The 25,101-nt window shown below is 34.9% G+C and carries 24 protein-coding genes; all 24 read left to right on the forward strand.

The window, feature by feature from the left end; translation table 11 throughout:
• The first annotated feature begins 6 nt into the window (after nt 1–6).
• The 24 genes from ACXR6G_RS19055 to ACXR6G_RS19170 all read left to right on the forward strand — a co-directional run bounded on the left by ACXR6G_RS19055 (nt 7) and on the right by ACXR6G_RS19170 (nt 24,703).
• Nucleotides 7–816 carry a hypothetical protein gene (locus ACXR6G_RS19055; RefSeq protein ID WP_458363046.1) on the forward strand — a complete coding sequence of 270 codons (810 nt, stop codon included), beginning with the start codon at nt 7–9 and terminating at the stop codon, nt 814–816.
• A complete protein-coding gene (locus ACXR6G_RS19060) occupies nt 817–1,818 on the forward strand; it encodes a glycosyltransferase family 2 protein (protein ID WP_458363047.1) in 1,002 nt (333 codons plus the stop codon).
• A 5-nt stretch (nt 1,819–1,823) separates the two neighbouring features.
• The gene (locus ACXR6G_RS19065) at nt 1,824–2,816 is read left to right on the forward strand and encodes a glycosyltransferase family 2 protein (RefSeq protein ID WP_458363048.1); all 993 of its coding nucleotides are present in this window, start codon (nt 1,824–1,826) and stop codon (nt 2,814–2,816) included.
• On the forward strand, nt 2,813–3,973 hold the full coding sequence (locus ACXR6G_RS19070) for an acyltransferase family protein (RefSeq protein ID WP_458363049.1): 1,161 nt from the start codon (nt 2,813–2,815) through the stop codon (nt 3,971–3,973). The genes ACXR6G_RS19065 and ACXR6G_RS19070 overlap by 4 nt, the downstream gene beginning before the upstream one ends.
• Nucleotides 3,970–5,175: a glycosyltransferase gene (locus ACXR6G_RS19075; RefSeq protein ID WP_458363050.1), complete on the forward strand. Its 1,206-nt coding sequence runs from the start codon at nt 3,970–3,972 to the stop codon at nt 5,173–5,175. Before ACXR6G_RS19070 ends, ACXR6G_RS19075 begins: the two co-directional genes overlap by 4 nt.
• On the forward strand, nt 5,176–6,210 hold the full coding sequence (locus ACXR6G_RS19080) for an acyltransferase (protein ID WP_458363051.1): 1,035 nt from the start codon (nt 5,176–5,178) through the stop codon (nt 6,208–6,210).
• Nucleotides 6,211–6,253: 43 nt separating this feature from the next.
• Nucleotides 6,254–7,003 (forward strand): glycosyltransferase family 32 protein, encoded by a 750-nt coding sequence (locus ACXR6G_RS19085; protein WP_458363052.1) that lies wholly within the window; start codon nt 6,254–6,256, stop codon nt 7,001–7,003.
• The gene (gene wecB, locus ACXR6G_RS19090) at nt 7,000–8,157 is read left to right on the forward strand and encodes a non-hydrolyzing UDP-N-acetylglucosamine 2-epimerase (protein WP_458363053.1); all 1,158 of its coding nucleotides are present in this window, start codon (nt 7,000–7,002) and stop codon (nt 8,155–8,157) included. The genes ACXR6G_RS19085 and wecB overlap by 4 nt, the downstream gene beginning before the upstream one ends.
• A gap of 63 nt (nt 8,158–8,220) precedes the next feature.
• Nucleotides 8,221–9,315, forward strand: coding sequence for an EpsG family protein (locus ACXR6G_RS19095; RefSeq protein WP_458363054.1), 1,095 nt, complete (start codon nt 8,221–8,223; stop codon nt 9,313–9,315).
• A gap of 4 nt (nt 9,316–9,319) precedes the next feature.
• The gene (locus tag ACXR6G_RS19100) at nt 9,320–10,219 is read left to right on the forward strand and encodes a glycosyltransferase family 2 protein (RefSeq protein ID WP_458363055.1); all 900 of its coding nucleotides are present in this window, start codon (nt 9,320–9,322) and stop codon (nt 10,217–10,219) included.
• The gene (locus tag ACXR6G_RS19105; RefSeq protein WP_458363056.1) at nt 10,209–10,775 is read left to right on the forward strand and encodes an acyltransferase; all 567 of its coding nucleotides are present in this window, start codon (nt 10,209–10,211) and stop codon (nt 10,773–10,775) included. The genes ACXR6G_RS19100 and ACXR6G_RS19105 overlap by 11 nt, the downstream gene beginning before the upstream one ends.
• Before the next feature lie 446 nt (nt 10,776–11,221).
• Nucleotides 11,222–12,268 (forward strand): GNAT family N-acetyltransferase, encoded by a 1,047-nt coding sequence (locus ACXR6G_RS19110; RefSeq protein ID WP_458363057.1) that lies wholly within the window; start codon nt 11,222–11,224, stop codon nt 12,266–12,268.
• Between the two features lie 3 nt (nt 12,269–12,271).
• Nucleotides 12,272–13,231, forward strand: coding sequence for a polysaccharide deacetylase family protein (locus ACXR6G_RS19115; protein WP_458363058.1), 960 nt, complete (start codon nt 12,272–12,274; stop codon nt 13,229–13,231).
• Nucleotide 13,232: 1 nt separating this feature from the next.
• Nucleotides 13,233–14,390: a glycosyltransferase family 4 protein gene (locus ACXR6G_RS19120; protein ID WP_458363059.1), complete on the forward strand. Its 1,158-nt coding sequence runs from the start codon at nt 13,233–13,235 to the stop codon at nt 14,388–14,390.
• 85 nt (nt 14,391–14,475) lie between these two features.
• A complete protein-coding gene (locus tag ACXR6G_RS19125; protein WP_458363060.1) occupies nt 14,476–15,081 on the forward strand; it encodes a sugar transferase in 606 nt (201 codons plus the stop codon).
• 8 nt (nt 15,082–15,089) lie between these two features.
• Nucleotides 15,090–15,686 carry an acetyltransferase gene (locus tag ACXR6G_RS19130; protein ID WP_458363061.1) on the forward strand — a complete coding sequence of 199 codons (597 nt, stop codon included), beginning with the start codon at nt 15,090–15,092 and terminating at the stop codon, nt 15,684–15,686.
• Nucleotides 15,687–15,733: 47 nt separating this feature from the next.
• Complete coding sequence (locus ACXR6G_RS19135; protein WP_458363069.1) at nt 15,734–15,937, forward strand: GIY-YIG nuclease family protein; 204 nt, start codon at nt 15,734–15,736, stop codon at nt 15,935–15,937.
• 119 nt (nt 15,938–16,056) lie between these two features.
• Complete coding sequence (locus tag ACXR6G_RS19140) at nt 16,057–17,265, forward strand: DegT/DnrJ/EryC1/StrS family aminotransferase (RefSeq protein WP_458363062.1); 1,209 nt, start codon at nt 16,057–16,059, stop codon at nt 17,263–17,265.
• A gap of 171 nt (nt 17,266–17,436) precedes the next feature.
• On the forward strand, nt 17,437–19,368 hold the full coding sequence (locus ACXR6G_RS19145; RefSeq protein WP_458363063.1) for a polysaccharide biosynthesis protein: 1,932 nt from the start codon (nt 17,437–17,439) through the stop codon (nt 19,366–19,368).
• A gap of 424 nt (nt 19,369–19,792) precedes the next feature.
• Nucleotides 19,793–20,560, forward strand: a complete 768-nt coding sequence (locus ACXR6G_RS19150; RefSeq protein WP_458363064.1) for a polysaccharide biosynthesis/export family protein — start codon at nt 19,793–19,795, stop codon at nt 20,558–20,560.
• A 197-nt stretch (nt 20,561–20,757) separates the two neighbouring features.
• Nucleotides 20,758–21,141 carry an endonuclease domain-containing protein gene (locus ACXR6G_RS19155; RefSeq protein ID WP_458363065.1) on the forward strand — a complete coding sequence of 128 codons (384 nt, stop codon included), beginning with the start codon at nt 20,758–20,760 and terminating at the stop codon, nt 21,139–21,141.
• Nucleotides 21,142–21,453: 312 nt separating this feature from the next.
• Nucleotides 21,454–23,844 carry a polysaccharide biosynthesis tyrosine autokinase gene (locus ACXR6G_RS19160; protein ID WP_458363066.1) on the forward strand — a complete coding sequence of 797 codons (2,391 nt, stop codon included), beginning with the start codon at nt 21,454–21,456 and terminating at the stop codon, nt 23,842–23,844.
• 72 nt (nt 23,845–23,916) lie between these two features.
• Complete coding sequence (locus tag ACXR6G_RS19165) at nt 23,917–24,270, forward strand: four helix bundle protein (RefSeq protein ID WP_458363067.1); 354 nt, start codon at nt 23,917–23,919, stop codon at nt 24,268–24,270.
• A 34-nt stretch (nt 24,271–24,304) separates the two neighbouring features.
• The gene (locus tag ACXR6G_RS19170; protein ID WP_458363068.1) at nt 24,305–24,703 is read left to right on the forward strand and encodes a BT0820 family HAD-type phosphatase; all 399 of its coding nucleotides are present in this window, start codon (nt 24,305–24,307) and stop codon (nt 24,701–24,703) included.
• Nucleotides 24,704–25,101: the final 398 nt, after the last annotated feature.

Here is a 25,101-nt window from a genome sequence, read left to right on the forward strand (position 1 = left end):
GAAATTATGAAAGATAGAATTAAAAATATATTAATACCAATATATTTATTTTTGTATAAGTATTATGTTTTATATTTTAACAAATATAAGTACAACTCAGATCAGTATAGAGATACGTTTTTATCAAGAGTTGAAAAAAAAGAAAACTCAAAACTTAATTATGCAAAAGAAATAATTTATGTTTTTTGGACAGGTAATAATGAACTTACAAATAATAGAAAAATTGGATTACAATCATTGATAGAAAATTCTGGTGTTGAGGTTAAATTAATTACGCCAAATAATCTGGATCAATATATAATTAAGGAATATCCTTTACATAAAGGGTTTAAATATCTGTCATTAATTCAAAAATCAGATTATTTAAGATGTTATTTTATGTTACACCATGGGGGTGGGTATTCAGACATTAAGCAATGTTTAAACTCATGGAGGAAGTTGTTTTCTAAATTAAATAATGTAGACGATAAATGGGTATTAGGAGTAAGAGAAAGATACCAGGGCTCTGTTGTTAATATAAAGAATGAACTCGGAAAAGACCTGAAAAAAAACTACCCAATTTTAATTTCAAATGGTGCTTTTGTATACAAGCCCAATTCACCTATTTGTAAAGAATGGATGATGGAGATTCATAATAGAATGGATTATTTTTTTCCTAAACTAATAAAGAACCCCGGGGGTATTTATGATGAAAATAACTATCCTATACCTTGGGCTTTTTTAGCAGGGCATATAATGCATCCTTTAATTTTAAAATATAACGAGAAAGTTACCTATTTTGAAAAGGAATTATTCTCTATAAAAAATTACAGATAAATGGAAATAAGCATCGTAATCCCTGTTTATAATGTTGAAAAATATTTGAGGAGGTGTATAGAAAGTGTTTTAGCTCAAACCTATTATAATACTGAAGTTATCTTAGTGAACGATGGCTCAACAGATAACTGTCTGGAAATTTGCAGAGATTATGTCAAGAAAGATTCTAGAATCCTTCTGATAGACCAAAAGAATAAAGGCTTATCGGGGGCAAGAAATTCAGGATTAAAAATTGCAAAAGGGGAATATATATGTTTTATTGATTCAGATGATTCTATAGATTCTAGTATGGTTGAAGATTTTTTTAACGTATTAATAAATAATCATCCTGATGTTATTACTTCAAATATTTTCCAATATAAAACAGGTAATTTAGAATATCGACACATTAGAAATAAGTTACCTTATAATCAGTTATTAAAACAAATTGAAATAAGGAAACATTTTGTTGAACCTTATTATGGAGGTTATTTGGGTATTATACCTAGTGCATGTACTAAAATGTATAAAGTTGCATTTTTAAAAGACAATGAATTGCTTTTTGATGAATCACTAAAAAGAGCTGAAGATTATTGGTTTAATTTTTATGTTTTCGAAAATGCAAAAACTGTTTTTTCTATAGATAAAGCCTATTATCATTATTATTCAAATGAAGGAAGTATTATTAGAACTTATAGAGAAAATCAATTTGAAATGTTTTTAAAAAGTAGGGAAAAGCTCCTGCTTAATAATAAAGAATTAAACTGTGAAATTAATTGGAATCAGTTTAATACAGATTTTGCAAATAATACTAATGAATTTATCTTACTGTGCATTAAGAAGGAAAATGTATTTAAGAGTTATAAAAAAGTAAGAAGAATTTTCAATAATGAGGAATTTAGGAAGGCGGAAAGAGATAATTCAATTAACAATTTACAGACTCGATTGATAAAGATGTTTTTGAATTTAAAACTTTATTTGTTTGCTTATATGATATATTATTTATGGTCAAGTAAAATATAAAATCAATGAAAATTAGCATTGCCATAGCAGCCTACAACGTAGAAAAATACATAGAAAAGTGTATCGAATCATGTATTCAACAAAATTTTGATAAAAAACTATATGAAATTATTGTTGTAAACGATGGTTCAACTGATAAAACTGAACAGATAATAAATAGACTTGCAATTGGAATTCAAAACCTTAAAATAATTCATCAAGAAAATTCAGGTTTAGGTGCTAGTCGTAACACAGGTTTAAAAAACAGTAAAGGAGATTTTGTTTGGTTTATTGATGGTGACGATTTTATACAAACAAATGTACTTCAGGAGATAGTAGATGAAATAGAAAAGAGTAAGTTAGATGTTTTGGTTCTTGATTATGCGGTTGTTGATGAGCACTATAAAATGAGTAGTTCCCATTCAAATCAACTAGTTGGGGTAAATGGGTGTATTACAGGTTCTGAATTTTATAAAAATAACTATTCAAAAAGTTATAGTCCGTTGTTTATATTTAAACAAGACTTATTTTTAAATCATCAAATCCAATTTAAGGAAAGAATCAACATGCAAGATTCCGAGATACTCCCGAAATTAATGTTATGCACAAATCGTTTATCTTTTCTTGATAGGGTATGTTATTACTATGTGCAAAATCCTAATTCATTTACAAACTCCAATAATGGTTATAAAAGATTTAAATATTTTGAGTCAATAATTGAAGTTCGGAATTCATTGCAAGAATTTGCAACACACAAAGCGAAAGATAATAAAAATATTATGCAGGGGATTGAAATGAAACTGGAAGCTTTAGAACATGTTGTATTTAATCATTTAATTTTCTTTTGTTACGAAAAAGAATGGTTCTTGAAAATTATAGAACTATTAAAAGTTAATGATTTTTATCCCTTAAAACATAATGCTAAGGGTAAGATGAAAATTATAAAATGGGGTTTAAATTATTATCCTGAATCTACAAAAATAATAATAGATAGTGTTCAGAATATACGTAAAAAATGAAGGATATTGAAACTAAAAACAGGGTATCCGCACTGGATGGATTAAGAGTTGTGGCAATTTTAATGGTCATGTTTTATCATTATTATTTTAGCTATCTGGGAAAATTTTATAATTATACAATTAACATATGGGGGGGGGTGAAGTATGGTTATTTAGGTGTTGAATTATTTTTTATAATCTCCGGCTTTGTGATTACCCTTACTCTGTCAAAATGCAATTCCTTTACCGAGTTCATCAAAAAAAGATTCATACGGCTAGTCCCGGCGATGGTAATCTGTTCTACGGGAACATTTCTGTTCCTGAATTTTGTCGACAAGACTAATCTATTTGCAGAATCAAAGAGTTTTATAAATTTACTCTTTTCAAATACTTTTATAGATCCGGTATTAACTAATAAATTATTTCACATAAAAGTAGCATATATCGATGGAGCATATTGGTCGCTCTGGATAGAAATTTCCTTTTACATATTAGCTGGTGCAATATATTTTTTGTCGACTCAAAATCTTTTAAGAAATTTTTCAATCCTCGTATTTATTGGTATAATAAGTTATTTTGTATTTATTACAAGGATAGGTATGGATATTTTATCACCGATTATCGGAGTGAATATTTTTCTTTCTTTTAGAGAATTTTTCAAAGTGTTTCAATTTTTCGAGTATAGTATCTGGTTTTTAATAGGAATGGTGCTAAAGAATTTATATTATAGTAAAGACGATAAAAAATTACTTATATACTTACTCATTCTGTTTCTGATTCAAACCATTTGGATATTTAACGTATATACAGTTTTATTCTCGTCCATGGTTTGTATAATCCTGTTAATATTTGTGTATAAGCCACAATATATTTCATTTTTAGGTGGTAAGACAATCAGTAAGATTGGAGTTGCTTCTTATTCCATTTATCTAATTCATCAAAATATTGGAATAGTTTTAATCAATAAACTAAGCCCGATATTTGGAAATTTTAATTGGATATTACCATTGCTTATTATCGCATTATTAAGTTTATTTGGAGTTTTAAGCTATAAATATATGGAGCTTCCATTTGGAAAGGCACTTAAAAATCTACTCTTCAATCCCAACACTAAAATATACCTTACTCTATCCTCATCGTATATTATAAAAAGATACCGTACTAAGAATAAACTATGAAAAAACGCATTTTTATAACGACCCAATATCTAGAAATCGGAGGGGTCGAACGTAGTTTAATTGGTTTATTAAATGCAATTGATTATTCGAAATACGATGTTGATCTATTTTTATACCGATATGGAGGAGATTTTTTCAAAATGATACCAAAAGAGGTAAATCTTTTGCCTGAATTAATAAAATATTCAAAGCTTTCGAACCCAATGATTGATGTAATCAAAAAGGGTTCTGCGGATATTGTCTTAGCTCGCTTGTTCGCTAGATGGAAATCAAATCAATATTATAAAAAATCAAAATCAAAGAAAGAAAATTTTTCAATTTACCACTACGTCTCTAAGTATACCTCTCCACTCTTACCTACAATAAATTCAAATATTGAATATGATTTGGCAATCGGGTTTATATCTCCTTTTCATGTTCTTAGAGATAAAGTAAGAGCTAAAAAGAAAATAGGCTGGATACATACCGATTTTTCAATACTTGAAATAGATAGCTCTGCCGAGCTCCCCGTATGGAATTCATGCGATTATATAGCCTCCATTTCTGAAGGTGTAACGAGTGCCTTTTTAAAAACTTTTCCATCGCTAAAAAATAAAATTGTTTTAATCGAAAATATTCTCTCTCCTGCATTTGTTCGCGAACAAGCTCAGACAAATAATGTAAGCGAAGAAATGCCAAATAAAAAAAGTGTTACAAAATTATTATCAGTTGGCAGATATTCTACCGCAAAAAATTTCGATAATCTCCCATTTATTTGCAAAAAACTGATTGAATCAGGATGTAATGTAATATGGTATATAGTAGGTTATGGTAGAGATGAAACATTAATCATAAATAACATTGAGGAGGCAAAAATGCAAAAACATGTCATCCTATTAGGCAAAAAAAGCAATCCATATCCATATATGCAGGCTTGTGATATCTATGTGCAACCCTCCCGTTATGAGGGAAAAGCAGTTACTGTACGTGAAGCACAAATGCTTTATAAACCTGTTGTTATCACAAATTTTCCTACGGCACAAAGTCAACTTACCAACGGTGTTGACGGTGTGATTGTTCCTATTGACAATGACGGAGCTGCAAAAGGATTACACCAATTTATTGAAAACAAAGCGTTACAGGCTCAATTGGTAGATAATCTTAGTAGCCGAGATTACGGTAATGAAAATGAAGTTGAGAAAATATATAAACTGATAGATTAAGTGAAAGAATTAAAAACAAACAGAATTGTCTGGCTTGACACATTAAGAGTGCTAGCTATTTTAATGGTGATTTTTATGCATGCCCCCATGCCTAATTTAGAAATCCCTTTAACATCGAGTTATTTGCTGGGCGGATTAAGCTATCTGACAATGCCTTGCATTGGATTGCTCTTTATGGTTTCAGGAGCATTGATACTTCCGGTAAAATTGCCATTAAAAGATTTTTTGAAAAGACGATTTTCTCGTATTCTTTTTCCTACAATTATTTGGTCGCTTTTTTATATTACTATAAAATGTTTTTATTCTGAAATTGATCTGACCGGTGTTGGCAAATTATTATTGCAAATTCCTTTCAATTCTGTCGAAGGCATATTATGGTTTATGTACACCTTGATTGGTTTATATCTTTTTGCTCCCATTGTTTCAAAATGGTTGATTACCGCCTCAAAAAAAGATATCCAATATTTCCTGGTTTTATGGCTAATTGTTATGTGTTTGCCATATGTTAATGCCTTTATTAAAATGCGAAGTGATTATCATTTATTATCGACTTTTAGCGGTTTTATGGGCTATATGGTATTAGGTTATTACTTAAAACGATTTCCGATTGACCTTAAAAAATCAATTTGCATAATAAAATTGGGAGGAAGTATTTTTATCCTTTCTATCATTCTTCCGGCAATATTCTATATTGTCCCTATTTCTGGCTTCAATTCTGGAACTGTGCTTTATAATTACCTTTCTATAAGCGTAGTTATGATGTGCATCGGATGGTTCGTATTAATTCAGAACATGCAAATGATGCATTTAAATAAGACCTTTATTAAACTAATGAAGGAACTTTCTACAATGAGTTTTGGAATTTACCTTCTTCATATTTTTGTTATGCACCGTTGGATTTGGACTTGGATTCCAGAGGGGACTATAAGTCTTGAATTAGAAATAATAATTGTAGCAATATTGACATTTATACTTTCCTATGTTATCGTTAAAATTATTTCCTATATTCCTTACACTAAATATATAATTGGTTAAAACCCGTTTTGCATAATTAATAATTTTCAATCATAAAAATACAATGATTCCTAAAACAATTCACTATTGTTGGTTTGGTCGTGGGGAAAAACCCGAATTAGCCATAAAATGCATTGAGTCGTGGCAAAAATATCTTCCCGATTATAAATTAAAAGAATGGAACGAAGATAACTTCGATATTAAGTCCAATTTATATGTAAAGCAAGCCTATGAAAACAGAAAGTTTGCTTTTTTAACAGACTATGTTCGTCTATATGCAATTTATAACGAAGGTGGCGTATATATGGATACTGATGTTGAGATTTTGAAATCGCTTGATGAGTTTCTGATTCATCCCGCCTTTTCAGGTTTCGAAAATAATAATTTTGTACCAACAGGATTGATGGCTGCAGAAAAGGACAGTCTATGGGCAAAAGAATTATTGTCAGATTATGATCATCGAACTTTTCTCAATGAAGATGGGAGCATGGATATGACTACAAATACAAAAACTATTTCGGATTACATGCTGACCAAAGGCTTGATATTTAATAATCAGTATCAGGAAATAAAAGATTTGGTGGTAATGTACCCACACGATTTTTTTTGTCCCAAAGACCATGGAACAGGAATTATTACTCTAACTACAAGGAGCGTTTGTATTCATCATTTTGCCATGTCATGGCTGGATCCTAAAAAGAAACGCTTATCAAATATTAAAAAGAAGTTGATGAAAATAGTTGGGGTCAATACAATAAATAAACTAATATTAATTTTTAGATTAAGGCAATTTAAAGAAAAGTTTTTAAAATGAAAGTACTTACTGTTTTTGGCACACGTCCCGAAGCCATAAAAATGGCTCCGCTGGTGAAAGCATTACAAGCCAACAAGGAGTTTTTTGAAACTGTAGTTTGTGTTACAGGACAACACCGAGAAATGCTGGATCAGGTATTATCGCTTTTTGAAATTGAACCTGAATATGATTTAAATATTATGAAGCATGGTCAGGATTTGTATGACGTAACGGCACGTGTGCTGGTTGGGATGCGTGATGTATTGAAGGAGGTAAAACCCGATATTGTTTTGGTCCATGGCGACACAACTACCTCAACTGCTTCTGCCCTTGCAGCTTTTTACCAACAAATACCTGTTGGGCATATAGAAGCCGGATTACGCACACATAATGTTTATAGTCCATGGCCTGAAGAGATAAACAGGCAACTGACAGGAAGAATTGCAAGTTGGCATTTCGCACCTACAGCATTAAGTAAACAAAATTTATTAAAAGAGGGCGTTAAAGAAGAAACAATAATAGTAACCGGCAATACAGTTATTGATGCACTTTATTCGGTTTTAGAAAAAATAAAAGGAAAAAAAACGCTGCATAAAAGTTTGTGCGAAGACTTGGAAAAAAGTGGCTACAATATTAATCGGCTAAATAATAAAAAACGACTGGTGCTGATAACAGGCCATCGACGTGAAAATTTCGGAAAAGGCTTTTTAAATATTTGTACCGCAATTAAATTTTTAACTGGAAAATATCCCGAGGTTGATTTTGTTTATCCAATGCATTTAAACCCAAATGTTCGGAAACCCATAAACGAAGTATTTGGAACAGAAACATTAAAGAATATGTTTTTTATCGAGCCTCTTGACTATTTGCCTTTTGTATATCTAATGGAGAAAAGCACCATTGTTTTAACCGATAGCGGTGGTATTCAGGAAGAAGCTCCCGGGTTAGGCATACCTGTTTTGGTAATGAGAAACACCACCGAACGCCCGGAAGCTCTGGTTGCTGGCACAGTAAAACTTGTTGGCACCGGCGATATTCAAATTATTGATGAAGTTTCCTCTTTGCTCGACAATGAAGTATATTACGAAAAGATGAGTAAAGCTGAAAATCCATATGGAGACGGAAAATCCTCTGAAAGAATAATCGACTTCTTAAAATTTAAAGAAAAGAATTAGGTAACAACCTAAAAACATTGTTAATAATGGAAGTTTTATTCCAAATATTTAATTAAGACAAGCATGTTTAATATCCATCCACAAACCTATTCCTTTCTTTATTACCATTTCATTTTACTGATGGTAATGCTTACTGTTTTTAGGTTGCTCAGTGGGAATTACAGAGGGTCGGTTAAAAGTACGGGCACCTTTATTTTTGCTTTAATTATCCTTTTTGTAATAGGTTTGCGTCCTTATAATGTTCCCGGTGTTGGTACTTACTTTGGCGATACAATAAATTACTATGATTCATTTATGTATATAGTAGATGGCAATTATAACCGGGAGTATAAGGATATTGGTTTTGGATTATTCACAAACTTTAGTGCCCGATATTTAAATGCAGGAGCCTATTTTTTTATTTTATCAGCTTTGTATGTTTTACCCGCCTATTATGCTTGCAAACGATTAAGCTGGAATTATACCTTTCTTTTATTCCTTATGTTTGCCACTTCATTCTTGTTTTGGGCCAATGGGGTTAATGGAATAAGATCTGGGATTGGAACTTCATTTTTGTTATTGGCTTTTACCTACAAAGATAAAAAATGGGTAATGTTATTGTTTTTTGCCCTGGCCTTAATTATCCATAAATCTATGTTATTACCTATACTGGCCTTTATTTTGAGTTTTTTTTATTCTAATAGCAAAGATTATATTGTAGTATGGTTTTCTTCTATTGTTCTATCGCTATTATTTGGAGGTTTCTGGGAGTCGTTTTTTGCAGGTTTTGATGTTGGTGACGAACGTTTATCCTCATACTTAAGCACAAATGCCGATGCCAATGTTTTTGCATATACAGGATTTCGTTGGGATTTTATATTTTATAGTGCCATTCCAATTGCTTTAGGTGCCCACTACATTTTTAAAAAAAAATACACTGATAAATTCTATATACAACTTTTTAATACTTATTTGTTAGCCAATAGTTTTTGGATATTGGTTATACGCTCTAGTTTTTCCAATCGTTTTGCATCTCTATCCTGGTTCTTAATACCTATAATCATATTGCTCCCACTAGTTAAAATAAAGATTTGGCAAAAACAAAAAACCAAAATCGGGTTGATTTTATTTTTGAGTTTTGCATTTACATATTTTATGTCTTTAAATACAATTTGGTAATCATATGAAAAAAACAATTACAGTTTTTACGCCAACATATAATCGTGCTTATTGCCTTCATCTGGGGTATGAGGCATTGAAACGACAAAGCTCTAAAGATTTTAAATGGCTAATTATAGATGATGGCTCAACAGATAACACAAAGGAATTGGTTGAATTATGGATAGCTGAGGATATTGTTGAAATAGAGTATCATTATAAGCAAAATGGAGGCATGCATACTGGCCACAACAAAGCTTATGAATTAATTGATACGGAGCTAAATGTATGTATTGACTCAGATGATTATATGTCTGATAATGCTATTGAATTGATAATTAATAGATGGAGAAAAAAAGGTGGAGAGGAATTTGCAGGATTATTAGGGCTTGATGTCGATAGACAAGGAAGTGTTATCGGCACAAAGTTTCCAGACAATATCTCTCAGTGTAAATATTCAGAATTAAAAAGGAAGCATGGTGTTGTTGGTGATATTAAATTTATATTTAGAACAGAAGTAATTAAAAAATATTTGCCGTATCCCGTTTTTGAAGGAGAAAAATTTGTACCCCTTGGTTACATGTATGCTCTCGTCGATAAGGATTATGATATGTTATGTTCTAATGAAATTTATTGTGTAGTAGAATATATGCAAGACGGTTCAACCCCAAATATGGAAAAACAATACTTTAATAATCCAAAGGGATTTGCTTATGAAAGGAAAGTCCGTATGATTGTGTCTCCATACTTTATTGATCGTTGTAGGAATGCAATGCACTATATTTCAAGTAGTATAATGTCGAAAAATAAAAACTTTTTTAAAGAAACACCAAATAAATTAATGACAATTATTGCATTTCCTTTCGGATTATGTTTGCATATATATATATTGTATTTATATAGAAAAAATGGTTATGGGGAATAGACCAAGAGATAGATTCTATAAATTTAAAAAAGCCATTATTTTTTTTGTTAAACTTGATGGTTTTTTACCAAAATCAATCAACAAAAAATTATTAGTTTTATTTCGAAGTACCCCTGGTTATTTAGGTGCTGGAATAAGATATATTATTATTAAAAATCTATGTAGAAAATGTGGTGATAATGTAGTTATTCTCGAACATGTTATTTTTGATGCAGTTCATATGATGTCTTTCGGAGATAACGTAAGTATTAATCCATATTGTTATATTGCTGGAGAAATCAGTTTTGGAAATAATATTTCTGTAGCTAATCATACATCATTTCACAGTTTTAACCATTCTTATTCAGATAAAGAACTTCCAATCAAAGAACAACTAACGATTAATAAACCTATCCATATTGCTGATAATGTTTGGATAGGAAGTGGTTGTAGAGTTTTATCAGGTGTTCAAATCAAACAACGTGTAATTGTTGCTGCTGGTGCAGTTGTTAATAAATCAATGCCCTCAAACACAGTAATCGCTGGTGTACCAGCTAAAGTTGTTAAAAATATTTAGTATGAAAAAAAACCATTGGGAAAATCGATATTATAAAATTAGACATTTTAATAAGCAGTATTCCTGAATAGACTAGAGCTCCAAAAATATATTGATTTTTGGTTTATAAAAACTAATGCAGAGTACAATTTAGCGATAATTTCAAAGGCGATAATGATGAAATATGTGGCCATTTTTTACAATCGTCTTTAAAATATTTCTATAAGAATTGTTTCTACGATGGGAATAGGGATTTGATTGTAAGGGAAGATAAACGTAAATGTGGTATGATTTAGATCTTGTTCAATATGTTTTGCAGAACAAAGACGTTACTCTATTCGCAGTAGGTTCAGGTCCAAAAGTGTTAAAGATTTAATTAAAAATGGGATTTAAATTGTTAGGTTAATTTAAGGAAATATTAAAGTGATGATTTGAAATGGTGAGGATTTATAAATCAATCAAATAGTATGGGAAAGTATAAAATAGTTGATCTTAAAGTGGAAACAATCAATTTATTCAAAGGTTGTTTCGACATTAATGGTAGTCCTAAAGAAAAACAGAATATTCAATGGCAGTTTTTTGAAAATACAGAATCAAATTGTTTTGTAGAAATTGCTTTCGATGTAGTGAAAAATAAAACTGCGGGAATTTATGCAACGTCATGTGTTAAGTTTAAAATAAATAATATTACACAAACAGGGACCCAATCACTTGATACTATAACTGATTCTGATTATAGGGGTAAGGGGTTATTTACTATGCTAGCTAAAAGTGTTTTTGAAAAGGAAGAACAAGCAGGTGTAGCATTGGTGTATGGATTCCCCAATGGAAATTCGATCCATGGTTTTGAGAAGAAGCTTAAATGGCAGGTGTTAGATCCATTACCATTTTTAATAAAGCCATTAAAAAGTAAGTATTTTACGGATAAAATTAAATTTTTACAATTCTTACCAAATCTAAACTTGTCGTATTCAAAATTTAGTAAAAATAAAAATTACTATATAAAGGAGGTAAACTCATTCCCATTACAAGTGAATGAAATTTGGGAAAACTTTTCTTCTCACTTTAAAGTTGCTGTAATACGGGATCATGAATATCTCAACTGGAGGTATTTAAAAAAGCCCAATGAGGATTACAAAATTGCTCATTGTTATTCTACAGAGAATGAGTATATCGGTTTTGTTGTTTTCGTTGTAAAAGAAAAGCATAAAGGAAAAATAGGGTATATTATGGAGCTAATTTATGATGTCGCTAAGCCTGAAGCTGCAACTTATCTTTTAAATTTCGCAATTGCTGCTATAAAGAAAGAAAAAGCAGATTGCATTTTATCTTGGTGCTTACCCCATTCACCAAATTATAATATTTTCAAGAATAAAAATTTTTTTACAATGCCCGAAAAAATTAGACCTATTGAGCTTCACTTTGGGGCAAGAGCATTTAAAGAAGAACTAAAACCAATTATTAACAAAAGGGAGAATTGGTATTTAAGTTATTCTGATTCTGATACTGTTTAGAAAATGGAACGAGGAAAATTTATTATTTCATTAGATTTTGAACTCCATTGGGGAGCAGCTGAAAAATGGGATATCAACAACAAAAAAAACTATTTTAATCAGACTAGAGAAAGCATCCCACTTATACTTAGTTTATTTGAAAAATATTCAATACATGCTACTTGGGCAACTGTAGGTTTTTTGTTTGCTAATAATAAAGAACAGCTTTTAAATTATTTACCTAAAGAAAGACCTTCCTATAAAAATGGTAATTTGTCATCTTATAAGTTATTGGACGATGATAACATTGGTGATAATGAAAATGATGACCCGTATCATTATGCAGGTTCAATTATTTCTCAAATAATCAAAACTCCAAACCAAGAATTAGCATCTCATACATTTAGCCATTATTATTGTAATGAGCTTGGTCAAAGTATAGAGCAGTTTAATGCTGATTTAAAAGCTGCACAGTATTTTTCTAAGGTGAATTTTGATATTGAATTAAAAACACTTGTTTTTCCTAGGAATCAATTTAATGCTGATTATCTAAATGTTGCAAAAGAAAACGGCATTGAGGTTGTTAGGTCCAATCCAGATGTTTGGTTTTGGAAGAACACTTCTAAATTGATTCCTTTAGCAAGAGCTTTTGACACTTTATTACCGATAAGTAGTTCATTAACCTATGTGTTAAATGAAAATAATATATTTGATGAAATTTTGTTATTACCATCAAGCAGGTTCTTTAGACCTTATAGTGATAATGAGAAATTGATTCAAAATCGTAAGTTGCAAAGAATTAAGGATGAGATGACATATGCAGCAAGAAAAAATAAAATATATCATTTGTGGTGGCATCCTCATAATTTTGGAGGTAATGTTTATCGAAATATTGAAGATTTGACTTTACTTTTAAAACATTTTGAGCAATTAAAACAAGATTTTGGTTTTGAATCTAATTCAATGATTGAAATGAAACGTTAAAATGAAAAAAAAACTCATCCGTATTACCACTGTTCCTATTTCGTTACATAAACTTCTTCATGGTCAGCTTAATTACATGCAAGTTCATTTTAATGTTCTTGCTATCTCTTCAGGAGGTGATACATTAAAGAGAGTTAAGAATGAACAATCAGTAGCGGTTTTTCCTCTCGAAATGAGTAGAACCATTTCTCCTTTAAAAGATTGTTTTTCTTTATGGAGAATGTATCTATTACTAAAAAAACAAAAACCTGAAATTGTACATACCCACACTCCTAAGGCTGGTATTGTAGGCATGTTGGCAGCTAAATTAGCTGGAATTCCTATTCGCATGCATACAGTAGCAGGTTTGCCTTTAATGGAGGCAAGCGGACCCAAGCGTGTTCTTTTGAATTGGGTAGAGAAATTGACCTATTCCTGTGCGACCAAAGTTTATCCGAATTCTTATGGTCTGCAAGATTTTATTTTGAAGGAGGAGTTTTGCAAACAGGATAAGTTGAAAGTCATTGGACAAGGGAGTTCGAACGGAATAGATACAAGTAAGTTTTTCCGAGAACAAATTAAATCAGAAACGCAAGCTGCTTTAAGAGAAGAATATGATTTAGACGAAAAGCATACTGTTTTTTGTTTTGTTGGTCGTTTGGTAGGAGATAAGGGAATCAATGAGTTGGTTACTGCTTTTGGCAAGCTTTATACCAAGGATTCTAGTGTTCGATTTCTTTTAGTGGGTGATCTCGAAAAAGATTTAGATCCTCTTCTACCAGATGTTGAGAAGTTAATTGAAAATCATCCGGGAATAATTGCAGCAGGTTGGCAAGAGGATGTGCGTCCTTTCCTTTCCATTTCCGATGTCTTTGTATTTCCATCTTATCGTGAAGGTTTTCCTAATGTTGTCATGCAAGCAGGTGCAATGGAATTACCCTGTATTGTATCTGATATAAATGGTTGCAATGAGATTATTAAAGAAGGTATTAATGGCATGATTATCCCGCCAAAGAAAGAAAATGAACTCTACAATGCCATGTTAGAACTTCTTGAGAATCGGGAGAAACGAGAATTGTTGACTTCATTTTCTCGCCAAATGATTGTAGATCGCTACGAACAAAAGTATGTGTGGCAGGAGTTGTTGAAGGAGTATAGTTCTTTAGTCGATAGTCAATAGTTGGTAGTTCGTAGCCTTGCTCCTCGATCCATCCTTTACAAACTACGGCCTAAACCCAATTATATAAATCAGACAATCATATTTCATGTATAAAAAGATATTTAAGCCTTTTGGTGACTTTTTAGTCGCATTAATGGGTTTCCTATTGGCGAGTCCAATATTGCTTATGGTTAGCTTGTTTTTATTTTTTGCTAATGATGGCAAACCTTTTTTCTTCCAAACCCGCCCAGGCAAAAAAGGCAAGCCTTTTCGCATCATCAAGTTCAAAACCATGAACGACAGAAAGGATGCCAATGGGAATCTTCTTCCAGATGCAGATCGATTAACACCTATTGGTGCATTTGTTCGAAAAACGTCACTAGATGAGTTACCTCAATTGTTGAATGTGCTGAAAGGCGATATCAGTTTGGTGGGGCCTCGTCCTCTTTTAATGGAATATTTACCCTTATACAATACAGAACAGGCACGCCGTCATGAGGTGAAGCCAGGCATTACCGGCTGGGCACAGGTGAATGGTCGTAACGCTATATCCTGGGAAGAGAAATTTCGATTGGACGTGGAATATGTGGCTAATATTTCTTTTGCAATGGATGTTAAGATTTTGTTCATGACAGTGAAAAAGGTGTTTGTGAGTGAGGGAATCAGTGCGGATGGTAGTGTAACAATGGAAAAGTTTACAGGAACGAATTAAATATTATCATGGTATACATATACGGTGCTAGTGGTCACGGCAAGGTAATTTTGGATTGTCTAGAGGCTAAAGGAATAGAAGTAAAGGGATTTGTGGATGATGATCCAGCTAAAGAAGAATTTATCGGTTTTCCAGTTTTACGTAGTTCTGATCTGGAAGGCATTTCAGCTGAAGTTGTTTTTGGGATTGGGAATAATGCGACGCGAAAGTTACTCGTAGAGAGATTCCAATTTAAATCTCCTCTACTTGCTCATCCAACAGCAGTAATCTCTTTAAGGTCTGAAGTAGGAGAGGGGACAGTTGTTTTTCATCATGCAGTTGTTCAATCTGGCACAAAAATAGGTAAGCAATGCATTATCAATACCATGGCATCGGTCGATCATGATTGTAGGCTAGGTGATTATGTACACATCTCACCAGGAGCGATCCTTTGTGGTAATGTTACCCTTGGCAATGAAACCTGGATAGGTGCAGGTTCAACGATTATACAAGGTGTTACTATTGGTAAAAATGTGATGGTGGGTGCTGGTTCAGTTATACGAAAGGATGTACCGGACAATGTTATGGTCGTTGGGAATCCGGCCAAAATATTGAGAAAACTTTAATTAAAAGCTGTCATTACGAGGAGGAATCCCGCACCTATTAAGTATACATTCTCACAAATAAGAACCATATGGTTCTGTATACTGGTGTTACTTCCAACTTAAAACTACGAGTCGATCAGCATAAGATAAAATACCAATCCAAGTCCTTTACTGTACGATATAATGTGGATCACCTGGTATACTATGAGCAGTACTTTGATATTGGTGAGGCTATCGCTAGAGAGAAACAAATAAAGGCGGGTTCCCGCTAGAAGAAAATAGAATTAATTAATGAGTTTAATCCTGAATGGAGGGATCTATTTGAGGGGTTGTAGAAGATGGTTACAGATTGTTTCGTCGTACCTCCTCGCAATGACAAATAAAAGATACAATGAAAAGTAAAATTTGGCTTTCTTCTCCCCATATGGGAGGTAATGAGATGAAGTACGTACAAGAAGCGTACGATACCAATTGGGTGGCACCTTTGGGGCCCAATGTGAATGAATTTGAGAATGTATTGGCTAGCTATACAAATGCAGGTCATGCTTCAGCCCTGAGTGCCGGTACGGCTGCCATTCATCTGGCTTTAATCTTATTGGGCGTGAAAGCCGGGGATGAAGTCATTGCCCAAAGCTTTACTTTTTCGGCTACGGTGAACCCCATTAGCTATTTGGGGGCAACGCCTGTATTGGTTGATTCGGAGGAGGATACTTGGAATATGTGTCCCAGGTCTTTAAAAGCTGCTATAGTCGATCGTATTGCCAAGGGTACGAAACCCAAGGCCATTATTCCTGTGCATTTGTATGGCATGCCTGCCAATATGAAAGATATTAATGCGGTAGCCAATTTTTATGGGATACCTGTGGTGGAGGATGCTGCCGAGGCACTTGGAAGTAGCCTGGCAGGAAAGAAGATGGGCTCCTGGGGTAAATTTGGTGTGCTCTCTTTTAATGGAAATAAGATTATCACCACTTCGGGTGGGGGTGCTTTGCTTTCAGAAGATAAGCAATTGATTGAGAAGTCCCGTTTTTTGGCGACACAGGCTAGGGATGCTGCCCCACACTACCAGCACACACATGTAGGTTATAATTACCGCATGAGTAATATTTTGGCTGGCATAGGTCGCGGGCAAATGGAGGTGCTGGAAGACCGAGTGAATTACAGGAGAAAGCTTAATGTCTGGTACCGCCGTTGGCTCAAAGATGTGCCGGGTATCAGCTTTCAAAGCGAACCCAGTCAAGACTACTACTCCAACTACTGGTTGACGGCCATCTTGGTTGATCCGAAAAAAACAGGGGGCATTACCCGTGAGGATATTCGCTTGTTTTTGGAGAAAGAAAATATTGAATCTCGTCCGCTTTGGAAACCTATGCACATGCAACCTGTTTTTGAAGATTGCCCTTACTATGGAAATGGCACTTCGGATCGTTTATTTGAGCAAGGCCTTTGCCTGCCTTCCGGTAGTAATATGGGTGGTGCCGAGTTGTACCGTGTTGTTGACGCTTTGCGAAAAGTCGTGAGCATGTGGAATGCCTTTATACCTGCTTTAGAATCTGAAGAGAAGGCTATGGAAAGCCTTGAATTAGTAGAGAAGGAGTAGCTTATTAATTACGAATTATCCTTTACCCTTTATTTCCTTTTACCTTTTCTACTTTTTATCACGCCTGAGGCGGACTTCGTTTCACTCAGACCTTTATCCTTTTCTCTCCAGCTCTGCTGGTCCCGAGAATCGGGATTATACTTTTTCACTTTAACCTTTACACTTTCTTCTATGAAAACCCGCTTATTACACATTTGTCAAGGACGAATACTTTCGCCCTGGTGGATCTTTGCGATCGATTTGTTGTTGACTTCAATGGCTTTTGTGATGGCTTATGTTATTCGCATGAATTTTCGATTGCCTGGCATATCAGTGATGGATTTTATTTTGGCAGGTGCTTGTATCGTAGGCGTGTATACGCTTTGTTTTCTGTTTTTCAGGACGCATCGTGGAGTGATTCGTCATACTGATATTGGCGAACTGACTCGTCTGCTCTATTCCAATTCTATAGCTGTACTGCTGGTGTTTGCACTTGATTTTCTGAACCATCGTATGAGTGGAGGTGTGGTTTTCGTACCCGATTTGGTGTTTGTGCTGCATTTTGTTTTCACCCTTTTCTTTCTGATGGGCTTTAGAATGATCGTGCGGGAAACCTATGCTTTTCTTGCGAGTAGTAAAAGTATGAAGCAAGCTTTGATTTATGGCGCTGGAGATTTGGGCCTATTGGCTCTGGAAATTTTGAATAAGGAGCGTAAGGAAAATTATCAGGTTGTTGGTTTTGTCGATGATGATAGAAGCAAGTATAATAAGCATTTGCGCGACCTCAGGGTCTTCAGCTTTCCTAAAGCAATAGCTATGGGTAAGAAAAAAGGCGTGTCTGTGATGGTACTAGCCATTGCCGACATGCACAAGGATAAAATTCGTGAGATCACAGAACTGTGTCTGGAGATGAATTGGGAAGTGAAAGTCTTGCCTGCCTTTGACCATTGGATTGAGGGTAAGGTTGCCGAAAATGATGTGAGAGATGTGAAGATTGAGGACCTCTTGGGACGGGATCAAATTCAATTGGATTTAGAAAAGATTCGTCAGGGCCTACAGGGGAAAACCATTTTGGTTTCAGGTGCGGCAGGCTCTATTGGTTCGGAGATTGTGCGTCAGTTGCTGAAGTTCCCCATTGGCAAACTTGTCCTTTTAGATCAGGCCGAGTCAGCCCTATATGATTTGCAGCAGGAGCTCTTGTCGAAACATGATGACGCTCCCTACGAGTTGGTGATTGGTGATGTGTCCAACTTGTTGCGTATGCGCAAGGTATTTGATCATTTTAAGCCTCAGGTGGTTTTTAATGCTGCTGCATATAAACATGTCCCCCTAATGGAGGATAATCCCTATGAGGCTTTGAATGTTAATGTGGGTGGAACCCGCCACCTGGCTGATTTGTCGGTGGAATTTGGGGTTGATAAATTTGTGATGATCTCTACCGATAAGGCTGTGAATCCGACCAATGTGATGGGCGCTTCGAAACGTATTTGTGAAATTTATATCCAGTCTTTAGCACAACGCAGCGATATTAAAACCTCCTTTATTACCACCCGTTTTGGCAATGTATTGGGTTCGAATGGGTCTGTGGTGCCCCTGTTTAAGAGACAGATTGAACAGGGTGGCCCCCTTACAGTGACTCATCAGGATATCACCCGTTATTTTATGACCATACCTGAGGCTTGCCAGTTGGTGCTCGAAGCGGGTTTTATGGGTCAAGGCGGTGAGATTTTTGTTTTTGATATGGGAAAGCCCGTTAAAATCGCAGATCTGGCTAAAAAAATGATTCGTTTGTCAGGATTGAAATTGGATGAAGACATTAAAATCAAGTACACTGGGCTGCGTCCCGGCGAGAAACTTTACGAAGAGTTGTTGGCTACAAAAGAGAATACCCTGCCAACTCACAACGATAAGATTATGATTGGACGGGTTCGTCCTCACAATTTCGAAGAGGTCAATACGGCTATCTCACAAATGCTACACTACCTCAATGAGGAGGACAACGAGATGATCGTAAGCAGGATGAAGGACCTGGTGCCTGAATTTTTATCTAAAAACTCAGCCTTTGAATCCCTGGATAAAGTTAGCCAGAAAACAAAAGGGGAGTTGTTGGAAGTTTTGAGTTAGAGTGAAAGAGTGAAAATGTGAAAGAGTTAAAGAGTACAAAAGTCATAGGTTAATTAGCCCGTCAGCGTTTTTTTCATCCTGACGGCGGTTTTTAATTACGAATTATCAATTACGAATTACGATTGTGCCAACTTTGTAAGTTGAACGTTCTTTTTTTTTGTGGGGATAAGTTAGAGTCGAAAAGTCCCAAACACAACAAAAGCTCAGTCGTTGAACCCCAGTCCCGTTGACTAGATCGATTACTTCGTAATTGAGAGAGGAATTTATCTTGTTATTTTTTAGTCATTAAACAATTTAGCACTTTAACCCTTTAACCATTTAACTCCCGAAAATTTTCGGGATAACCTTTATCCTTTTTCCCTTTATCCTTGTTTGACTTTTCCCTATATTTGTGCTCATTATTTTTATAATTATAGTAATACAAATGCAAAAACAATTCCTACTCATTTTGACTGTCGTGGCAGGGCTTTTTTTTAGTTCATGCCGAACCAATAAAGACCTAGTGTATTTGAACAATACCAAAGACCAGGAGGTGCTTGAAGGCATACCAGGTACGGTATCGGAGTACATCATCAAAACCAACGATAATTTGTATGTGGATATTCAGTCCATGAGTCCTGAGGTGAACGCTCTGTTTAATCCTGCACAGACAGGGGGGATGCAAAATTATGAAGGGGTGTCAGGACAATATTTGAGTGGTTTCCAGGTGGATTTATCGGGAGATATTAGTTTACCCATTATCGGAAAAGTAGCTCTTGCAGGAAAAAGTTTAAAGCAGGCTAGAGAAATGATTCAGACCAAAGCTGATGAATATCTTAAGGAGGCTACTGTAAAAGTGAAGTTGTTAAGTTTTAAGATCACTGTATTGGGAGAAGTGAAAGCACCAGGGGTGTACTACAATTACAACAACCAGATGACGGTATTGGATGGCATCAGTATGGCCAGCGGAGTAACTGATTATGGTCGCATTCAGAAGGTGTTGGTGCTTCGCCCGACTGATAGTGGCAGCAAAACCTTCCGTCTGGATCTTACCAATAAGAAATTTCTAGCCTCAGAGGCCTTTTTCCTTCAACCCAACGATGTGGTGTATGTGGAACCTGACAAGTATAAAAGTGTGAAGATAAATTCACCGGTTTATTCCATGTTTTTGTCTACACTATCTATGTTGATATTGGTTCTTAATATTCTTTAAAGCTGAGTGAAACGAAGTCCGCCTCAGGCGTGATAGAGGAGTGAATCCCGAAAAGGTTCGGGAGTGAAAGAGTTAAAGAGTTAAAGAGTTAAAGAGTAAAAGAGTAAAAGGGAAAATTTATGCGGTGAACCAGTCCCCCTTTTGAGGGGGGATACAGGGGGGTGTAAGAAGCTTAAGTTAGGAGCAAAGCTGGAGACATGAATCGAAACAAAATCATTCCATATCGAAAGGATTTAAAATATTTAGCCAGGAAGCTGAGAAAGAACAGTACTCTTTCAGAAATTCTTCTTTGGTCAAAGCTCAAGCATAAGCAGATATTAGGATTTCAATTCCATCGTCAAGTCCCAATGTTGGATTACATTGTTGATTTTTACTGTCATGAATTACAATTGGCAATTGAAATAGATGGAGAGAGTCATTCTAATGAAGACATAGCAGAGAACGATGAGATTAGACAGAAAATATTAGAAGCGAAAGGGGTTCGTTTTTTGAGATTTGATGACTTGGAAGTAAAGCAAAATAGGGAAGTGATAATTAATGATATCATGAGTTGGATTGAACAACATCATAATTTAACTTGAAAAAACACTCCCCTTAGTCCCCTCTCAAGAGAGGAGTTTGAGTCGTTATTTTAAAATATTTCTTTGAAATATGAAATCTCGACGAAGTCAAGTGGGAATTCTGGATGATGAGGTCACACAATTACTATCTAGATTATTTGACCATTAAGACTGTTGGACTTTTAAGACTGTTAAGACCTTTAGACCTTTAAGACTTTTAGTCTGTTCGACCGTTTAGACTATTAAGACTATTAAGACTGTTTGTTGATTAGAAATCTAAGATTAAAATAAAAATGTCGTCAGGCAACTGACAAACAAAATAAAGGAATTGCTATGCAAAATATGAATGAAATGATGGAGAATTTCGAGCAGGAGGAGGGAGTCAATGTGAAGGCATTTTTGTTCCGTTTGCTTTCGAAATGGCACTGGTTTGTCCTTTTTGGATTTTTAGGTTTGGCAGGGGCTTATCTGCTGACTCGCTATACCCACCCCACTTACAAGATGAATAGCATTGTTTTGCTGTATGAGGAATCCAATAGCATGGGGATGGAAAATCTTTTTCAAGGTTTCGATATGGGCGGCAAGGCCAATATTCAGAACCATATAGGTATCCTAAAATCCTATAATATGAACCATCAGACCCTTGAGAATCTGAACTGGCGTACTAGCTGGTTTGCTAAAGGGGTATTCCGTGATGGCGATTTGTATGGTCGAGTGCCTTACGAGCTTGTGGAGACTCCCGGTCAAGTCAATTTGGACGGTATTCCTGTACATATTGTATCGCTTAAGGGGGATAAGTACTTGGTTAAGGTTGATGGGGAAGCCATGGTGAATGGTCGTTTGCAAAAGATAGATTTTGAAGAGCAGGGTAAACTGGGCGAAGTCTTTCAGAATACTTATTTCAGTTTTACCCTGAAGGGAGAAGCCAAGTCTGTAAACCATACTTATTTTACCTTTAATAATCAGTCTAGGCTGACTTTGTCCTATTTGAGAAAATTGGGTGTGAGTCTTACTAATAAGAAAGCAGATATGATCCGTTTGCAACTGATAGGGTCTGTTCCTGCCAGAGAGGTGGATTACCTGAACGAATTGAGCCGCGTTTACATCCAATTTGGTTTGAAGGAAAAGAACAGAACCTCACTAAATACGGTGCGATTTATCGACCAACAATTGGAGGGAATTGTCGATTCTCTAAAGATTGCTGGTCAGAATTTCACAGCTTTCCGTTCTAAAAATAAAGTACTTGATTTTGGTCAGGAAGCCACACAGGTGATGGCGAAGATGGAAGAGCTTGAGAAAGAGAAATCCATGGCTGAGATGCGTTTGGAATACTATGATAATTTGCATCACTATGTAGGGGATGCAAGTCAAATGAAACAAATGGTGTCTCCTTCAGTGGTTGGCATCACCGACATGGGCTTGAATGCCCTTGTGATAAAATTGAGCGAATTGTATAGCAAGCGTGAGGTTTTGTCTTACACAGTGAAAGAGAAGAATCCGAGCTTGGTGCTTTTGGGGAAAGAAATTCAACACACTCGTAAGAGTTTGGAGAAGAATTTGGAGAACTTGCTGAGCAATGCTGAGATTGAGGTGAAAAATTTGAATAAACGCATGAATCAGATTAATGCTCAGGTGAGTCACTTGCCTCAAACCGAACAAGAGATGATTAATATCAAACGAAGTTTCGATTTGAATAATGAACTTTACACCTTTATGTTGCAGAAACGTGCTGAGGCCTCCATCGCTATGGCTTCGAATGTACCGGATGCTCAGGTACTGGATGCTGCACGTGTTGAGACCGCTGTTAAGATAGGGCCTAAGACAGCTCTTAATTTATTAGTGGGCTTGATTCTGGGGCTTGGCCTTCCGTTTTTGGTGATTGTTTTAAGAGACTATTTTAACGATACCATTCAATCGAAAGAGGATATAGAGAAGGAAAGTAAGCTGCCCATATTTGGTGAGATTGCTCATAATCGCTACAAAATAGAGATGCCAATCGTAGAACATCCCCGTTCGGGAATTGCGGAATCTTTTAGGGGGCTGCGAACCAACTTGCAATATATATTAAAGCAAAATGTCGACTGTAAAGTTGTTGCTATTCACTCAACTATATCTGGTGAGGGGAAAACATTTACATCCTTGAATTTGGCTACTATTATCGCAATGGATAACAAAAAGGTTCTTTTAGTTGGTTGTGACATGAGAAAACCCCGATTGCATGACATTTTTTCCATTCCTAATAAAAATGGTTTATCCACTTACCTAATCGGAAATGATTCTATAAACGAAGTGATCACTGCAACTAAAATAGAGAATCTCTCTATTGTGAATGCGGGTCCAATTCCTCCTAATCCATCTGAATTGTTAAGTGGTGTAGAATTTGGGCAGTTCATTAATGAGGCTAAAAAACAGTTTGATTATATCGTATTAGATAATGCACCCGTATCCTTGGTTACCGATGGAATTATAATCGGAAAACATGCCGATGCCAATCTTGTTGTATTTAGACAGGGGTATTCTCATAAAAATCAGATCAAGATAATTAATCAGATCGCAGAAAAAGAAGATACTAGTAAGGTCGGTATCATTTTAAATGATGCCGTGTATAATGGGTTTGGCTACGGAAATTATGGTAGTTATGGCTACGGTAATGGTTATTACGAAGAGGATTATGAAAGCAGAAGCTTGAAAGATAAGATAATTGGACGATTTTCTAAAAATTGAAATTAAAGTCGAAAAGTATAAAAGAGAAAAGGTGAAAAGGGTATAAAAGTTAAACCGTATAAAACCGATATTATGAGTACCGTACAAAAATTCGAAGATTTAAAAATTTGGCAAATGTCTCGTGTTTTGGTAAACGAGATCTATGTTTTAATGAAAGTCAATAAGGATTATGGTTTTCGGGATCAGATTCAACGGGCTGCTGTTTCTGTGATGAATAATATCGCGGAGGGCTTTGAACGTAAATCCGGAACTGAGTTTAAGCGTTTTCTTGATATATCAAAATCATCTTGTGGTGAAGTTAGAAGTATGCTATATCTTGCCGAAGATTTTGGATATATTCCAAAAGAAAAGACTGAGCAATTAAGACAGGAATGTAGCTTAATATCAGGTAGCATAGTTAATCTAAAAAAGGTGTTGAAGTTTTAACCTTTCACCATTTCACTTTTACACATTTAAAAACATGATTATAGCCATAGATTTTGACGGAACCTTAGTTGAACAAAAATACCCAAAGGTGGGCAAGGAGATTCCTTTTGCAATTGAAACGCTTAAGATGTTACAGGCAAAAGGGCATCGCTTGATTCTTTGGACTTATAGATCTGGAAATAAGCTAGCTGAAGCTGTTGAGTTTTGCAGCTCTCGTGGGGTGGAGTTTTATGCGATTAATAAGAACTATCCCGAAGAAATCTTCGATGATAGCATCAGTCGCAAAATAAAAGCAGATATGTATATCGATGATATGAACTATGGCGGTTTACCCGATTGGGGCGAAATTTATGCCGGAATTATTGGTGAAGGTTCTAATGGTGGTCAAATAACACGAAAAAGTGGCTTTGCCAGACTTTTTAGTAAGGCCTAGTTAGTAAGGTAGAGACTTTATCGAATAAAATATAATGAAGCAGTGAGGCAGGGGCCTTGCTGCTTTTTTTGTGCTTTAAAGTTTTTGTTAAATAACCACAGATTTCACATCCCGATAGCTATCGAGGATTTCACAAATTAAATACAAGAAAAGGTGATGGATAGCTAATTTAGTGCTTCAAATCTAAGCATACAGATGGCACAAGCTAAAAAAAACGAATTTGACGCTGATAAAATATGATACTGTATGATGATCATCAATTTAGTCCTGTTTTTTGAAAGCGGTCTGCGACACCTCAAAGGAATGGCATAATAGAGTAATCTTCATTCTGAACTCATGATGTTACAACCACCCCGTCTGTTTTTCCTCGTGCCTCAGAATGGACTTGCAACAAAAAA

The sequence above is a fragment of the Ancylomarina sp. YFZ004 genome (assembly GCF_054254355.1).

Bases quoted from the DNA above. Each gene is read 5' to 3' on its own strand.
- ACXR6G_RS19055 (WP_458363046.1), top strand. From the start codon at position 7: ATGAAAGATAGAATTAAAAATATATTAATACCAATATATTTATTTTTG.
- ACXR6G_RS19060 (WP_458363047.1), top strand. From the start codon at position 817: ATGGAAATAAGCATCGTAATCCCTGTTTATAATGTTGAAAAATATTTG.
- ACXR6G_RS19065 (WP_458363048.1), top strand. From the start codon at position 1,824: ATGAAAATTAGCATTGCCATAGCAGCCTACAACGTAGAAAAATACATA.
- ACXR6G_RS19070 (WP_458363049.1), top strand. From the start codon at position 2,813: ATGAAGGATATTGAAACTAAAAACAGGGTATCCGCACTGGATGGATTA.
- ACXR6G_RS19075 (WP_458363050.1), top strand. From the start codon at position 3,970: ATGAAAAAACGCATTTTTATAACGACCCAATATCTAGAAATCGGAGGG.
- ACXR6G_RS19085 (WP_458363052.1), top strand. From the start codon at position 6,254: ATGATTCCTAAAACAATTCACTATTGTTGGTTTGGTCGTGGGGAAAAA.
- wecB (WP_458363053.1), top strand. From the start codon at position 7,000: ATGAAAGTACTTACTGTTTTTGGCACACGTCCCGAAGCCATAAAAATG.
- ACXR6G_RS19095 (WP_458363054.1), top strand. From the start codon at position 8,221: ATGTTTAATATCCATCCACAAACCTATTCCTTTCTTTATTACCATTTC.
- ACXR6G_RS19100 (WP_458363055.1), top strand. From the start codon at position 9,320: ATGAAAAAAACAATTACAGTTTTTACGCCAACATATAATCGTGCTTAT.
- ACXR6G_RS19105 (WP_458363056.1), top strand. From the start codon at position 10,209: ATGGGGAATAGACCAAGAGATAGATTCTATAAATTTAAAAAAGCCATT.
- ACXR6G_RS19110 (WP_458363057.1), top strand. From the start codon at position 11,222: ATGGGAAAGTATAAAATAGTTGATCTTAAAGTGGAAACAATCAATTTA.
- ACXR6G_RS19115 (WP_458363058.1), top strand. From the start codon at position 12,272: ATGGAACGAGGAAAATTTATTATTTCATTAGATTTTGAACTCCATTGG.
- ACXR6G_RS19120 (WP_458363059.1), top strand. From the start codon at position 13,233: ATGAAAAAAAAACTCATCCGTATTACCACTGTTCCTATTTCGTTACAT.
- ACXR6G_RS19125 (WP_458363060.1), top strand. From the start codon at position 14,476: ATGTATAAAAAGATATTTAAGCCTTTTGGTGACTTTTTAGTCGCATTA.
- ACXR6G_RS19130 (WP_458363061.1), top strand. From the start codon at position 15,090: ATGGTATACATATACGGTGCTAGTGGTCACGGCAAGGTAATTTTGGAT.
- ACXR6G_RS19140 (WP_458363062.1), top strand. From the start codon at position 16,057: ATGAAAAGTAAAATTTGGCTTTCTTCTCCCCATATGGGAGGTAATGAG.
- ACXR6G_RS19145 (WP_458363063.1), top strand. From the start codon at position 17,437: ATGAAAACCCGCTTATTACACATTTGTCAAGGACGAATACTTTCGCCC.
- ACXR6G_RS19150 (WP_458363064.1), top strand. From the start codon at position 19,793: ATGCAAAAACAATTCCTACTCATTTTGACTGTCGTGGCAGGGCTTTTT.
- ACXR6G_RS19155 (WP_458363065.1), top strand. From the start codon at position 20,758: ATGAATCGAAACAAAATCATTCCATATCGAAAGGATTTAAAATATTTA.
- ACXR6G_RS19160 (WP_458363066.1), top strand. From the start codon at position 21,454: ATGCAAAATATGAATGAAATGATGGAGAATTTCGAGCAGGAGGAGGGA.
- ACXR6G_RS19165 (WP_458363067.1), top strand. From the start codon at position 23,917: ATGAGTACCGTACAAAAATTCGAAGATTTAAAAATTTGGCAAATGTCT.
- ACXR6G_RS19170 (WP_458363068.1), top strand. From the start codon at position 24,305: ATGATTATAGCCATAGATTTTGACGGAACCTTAGTTGAACAAAAATAC.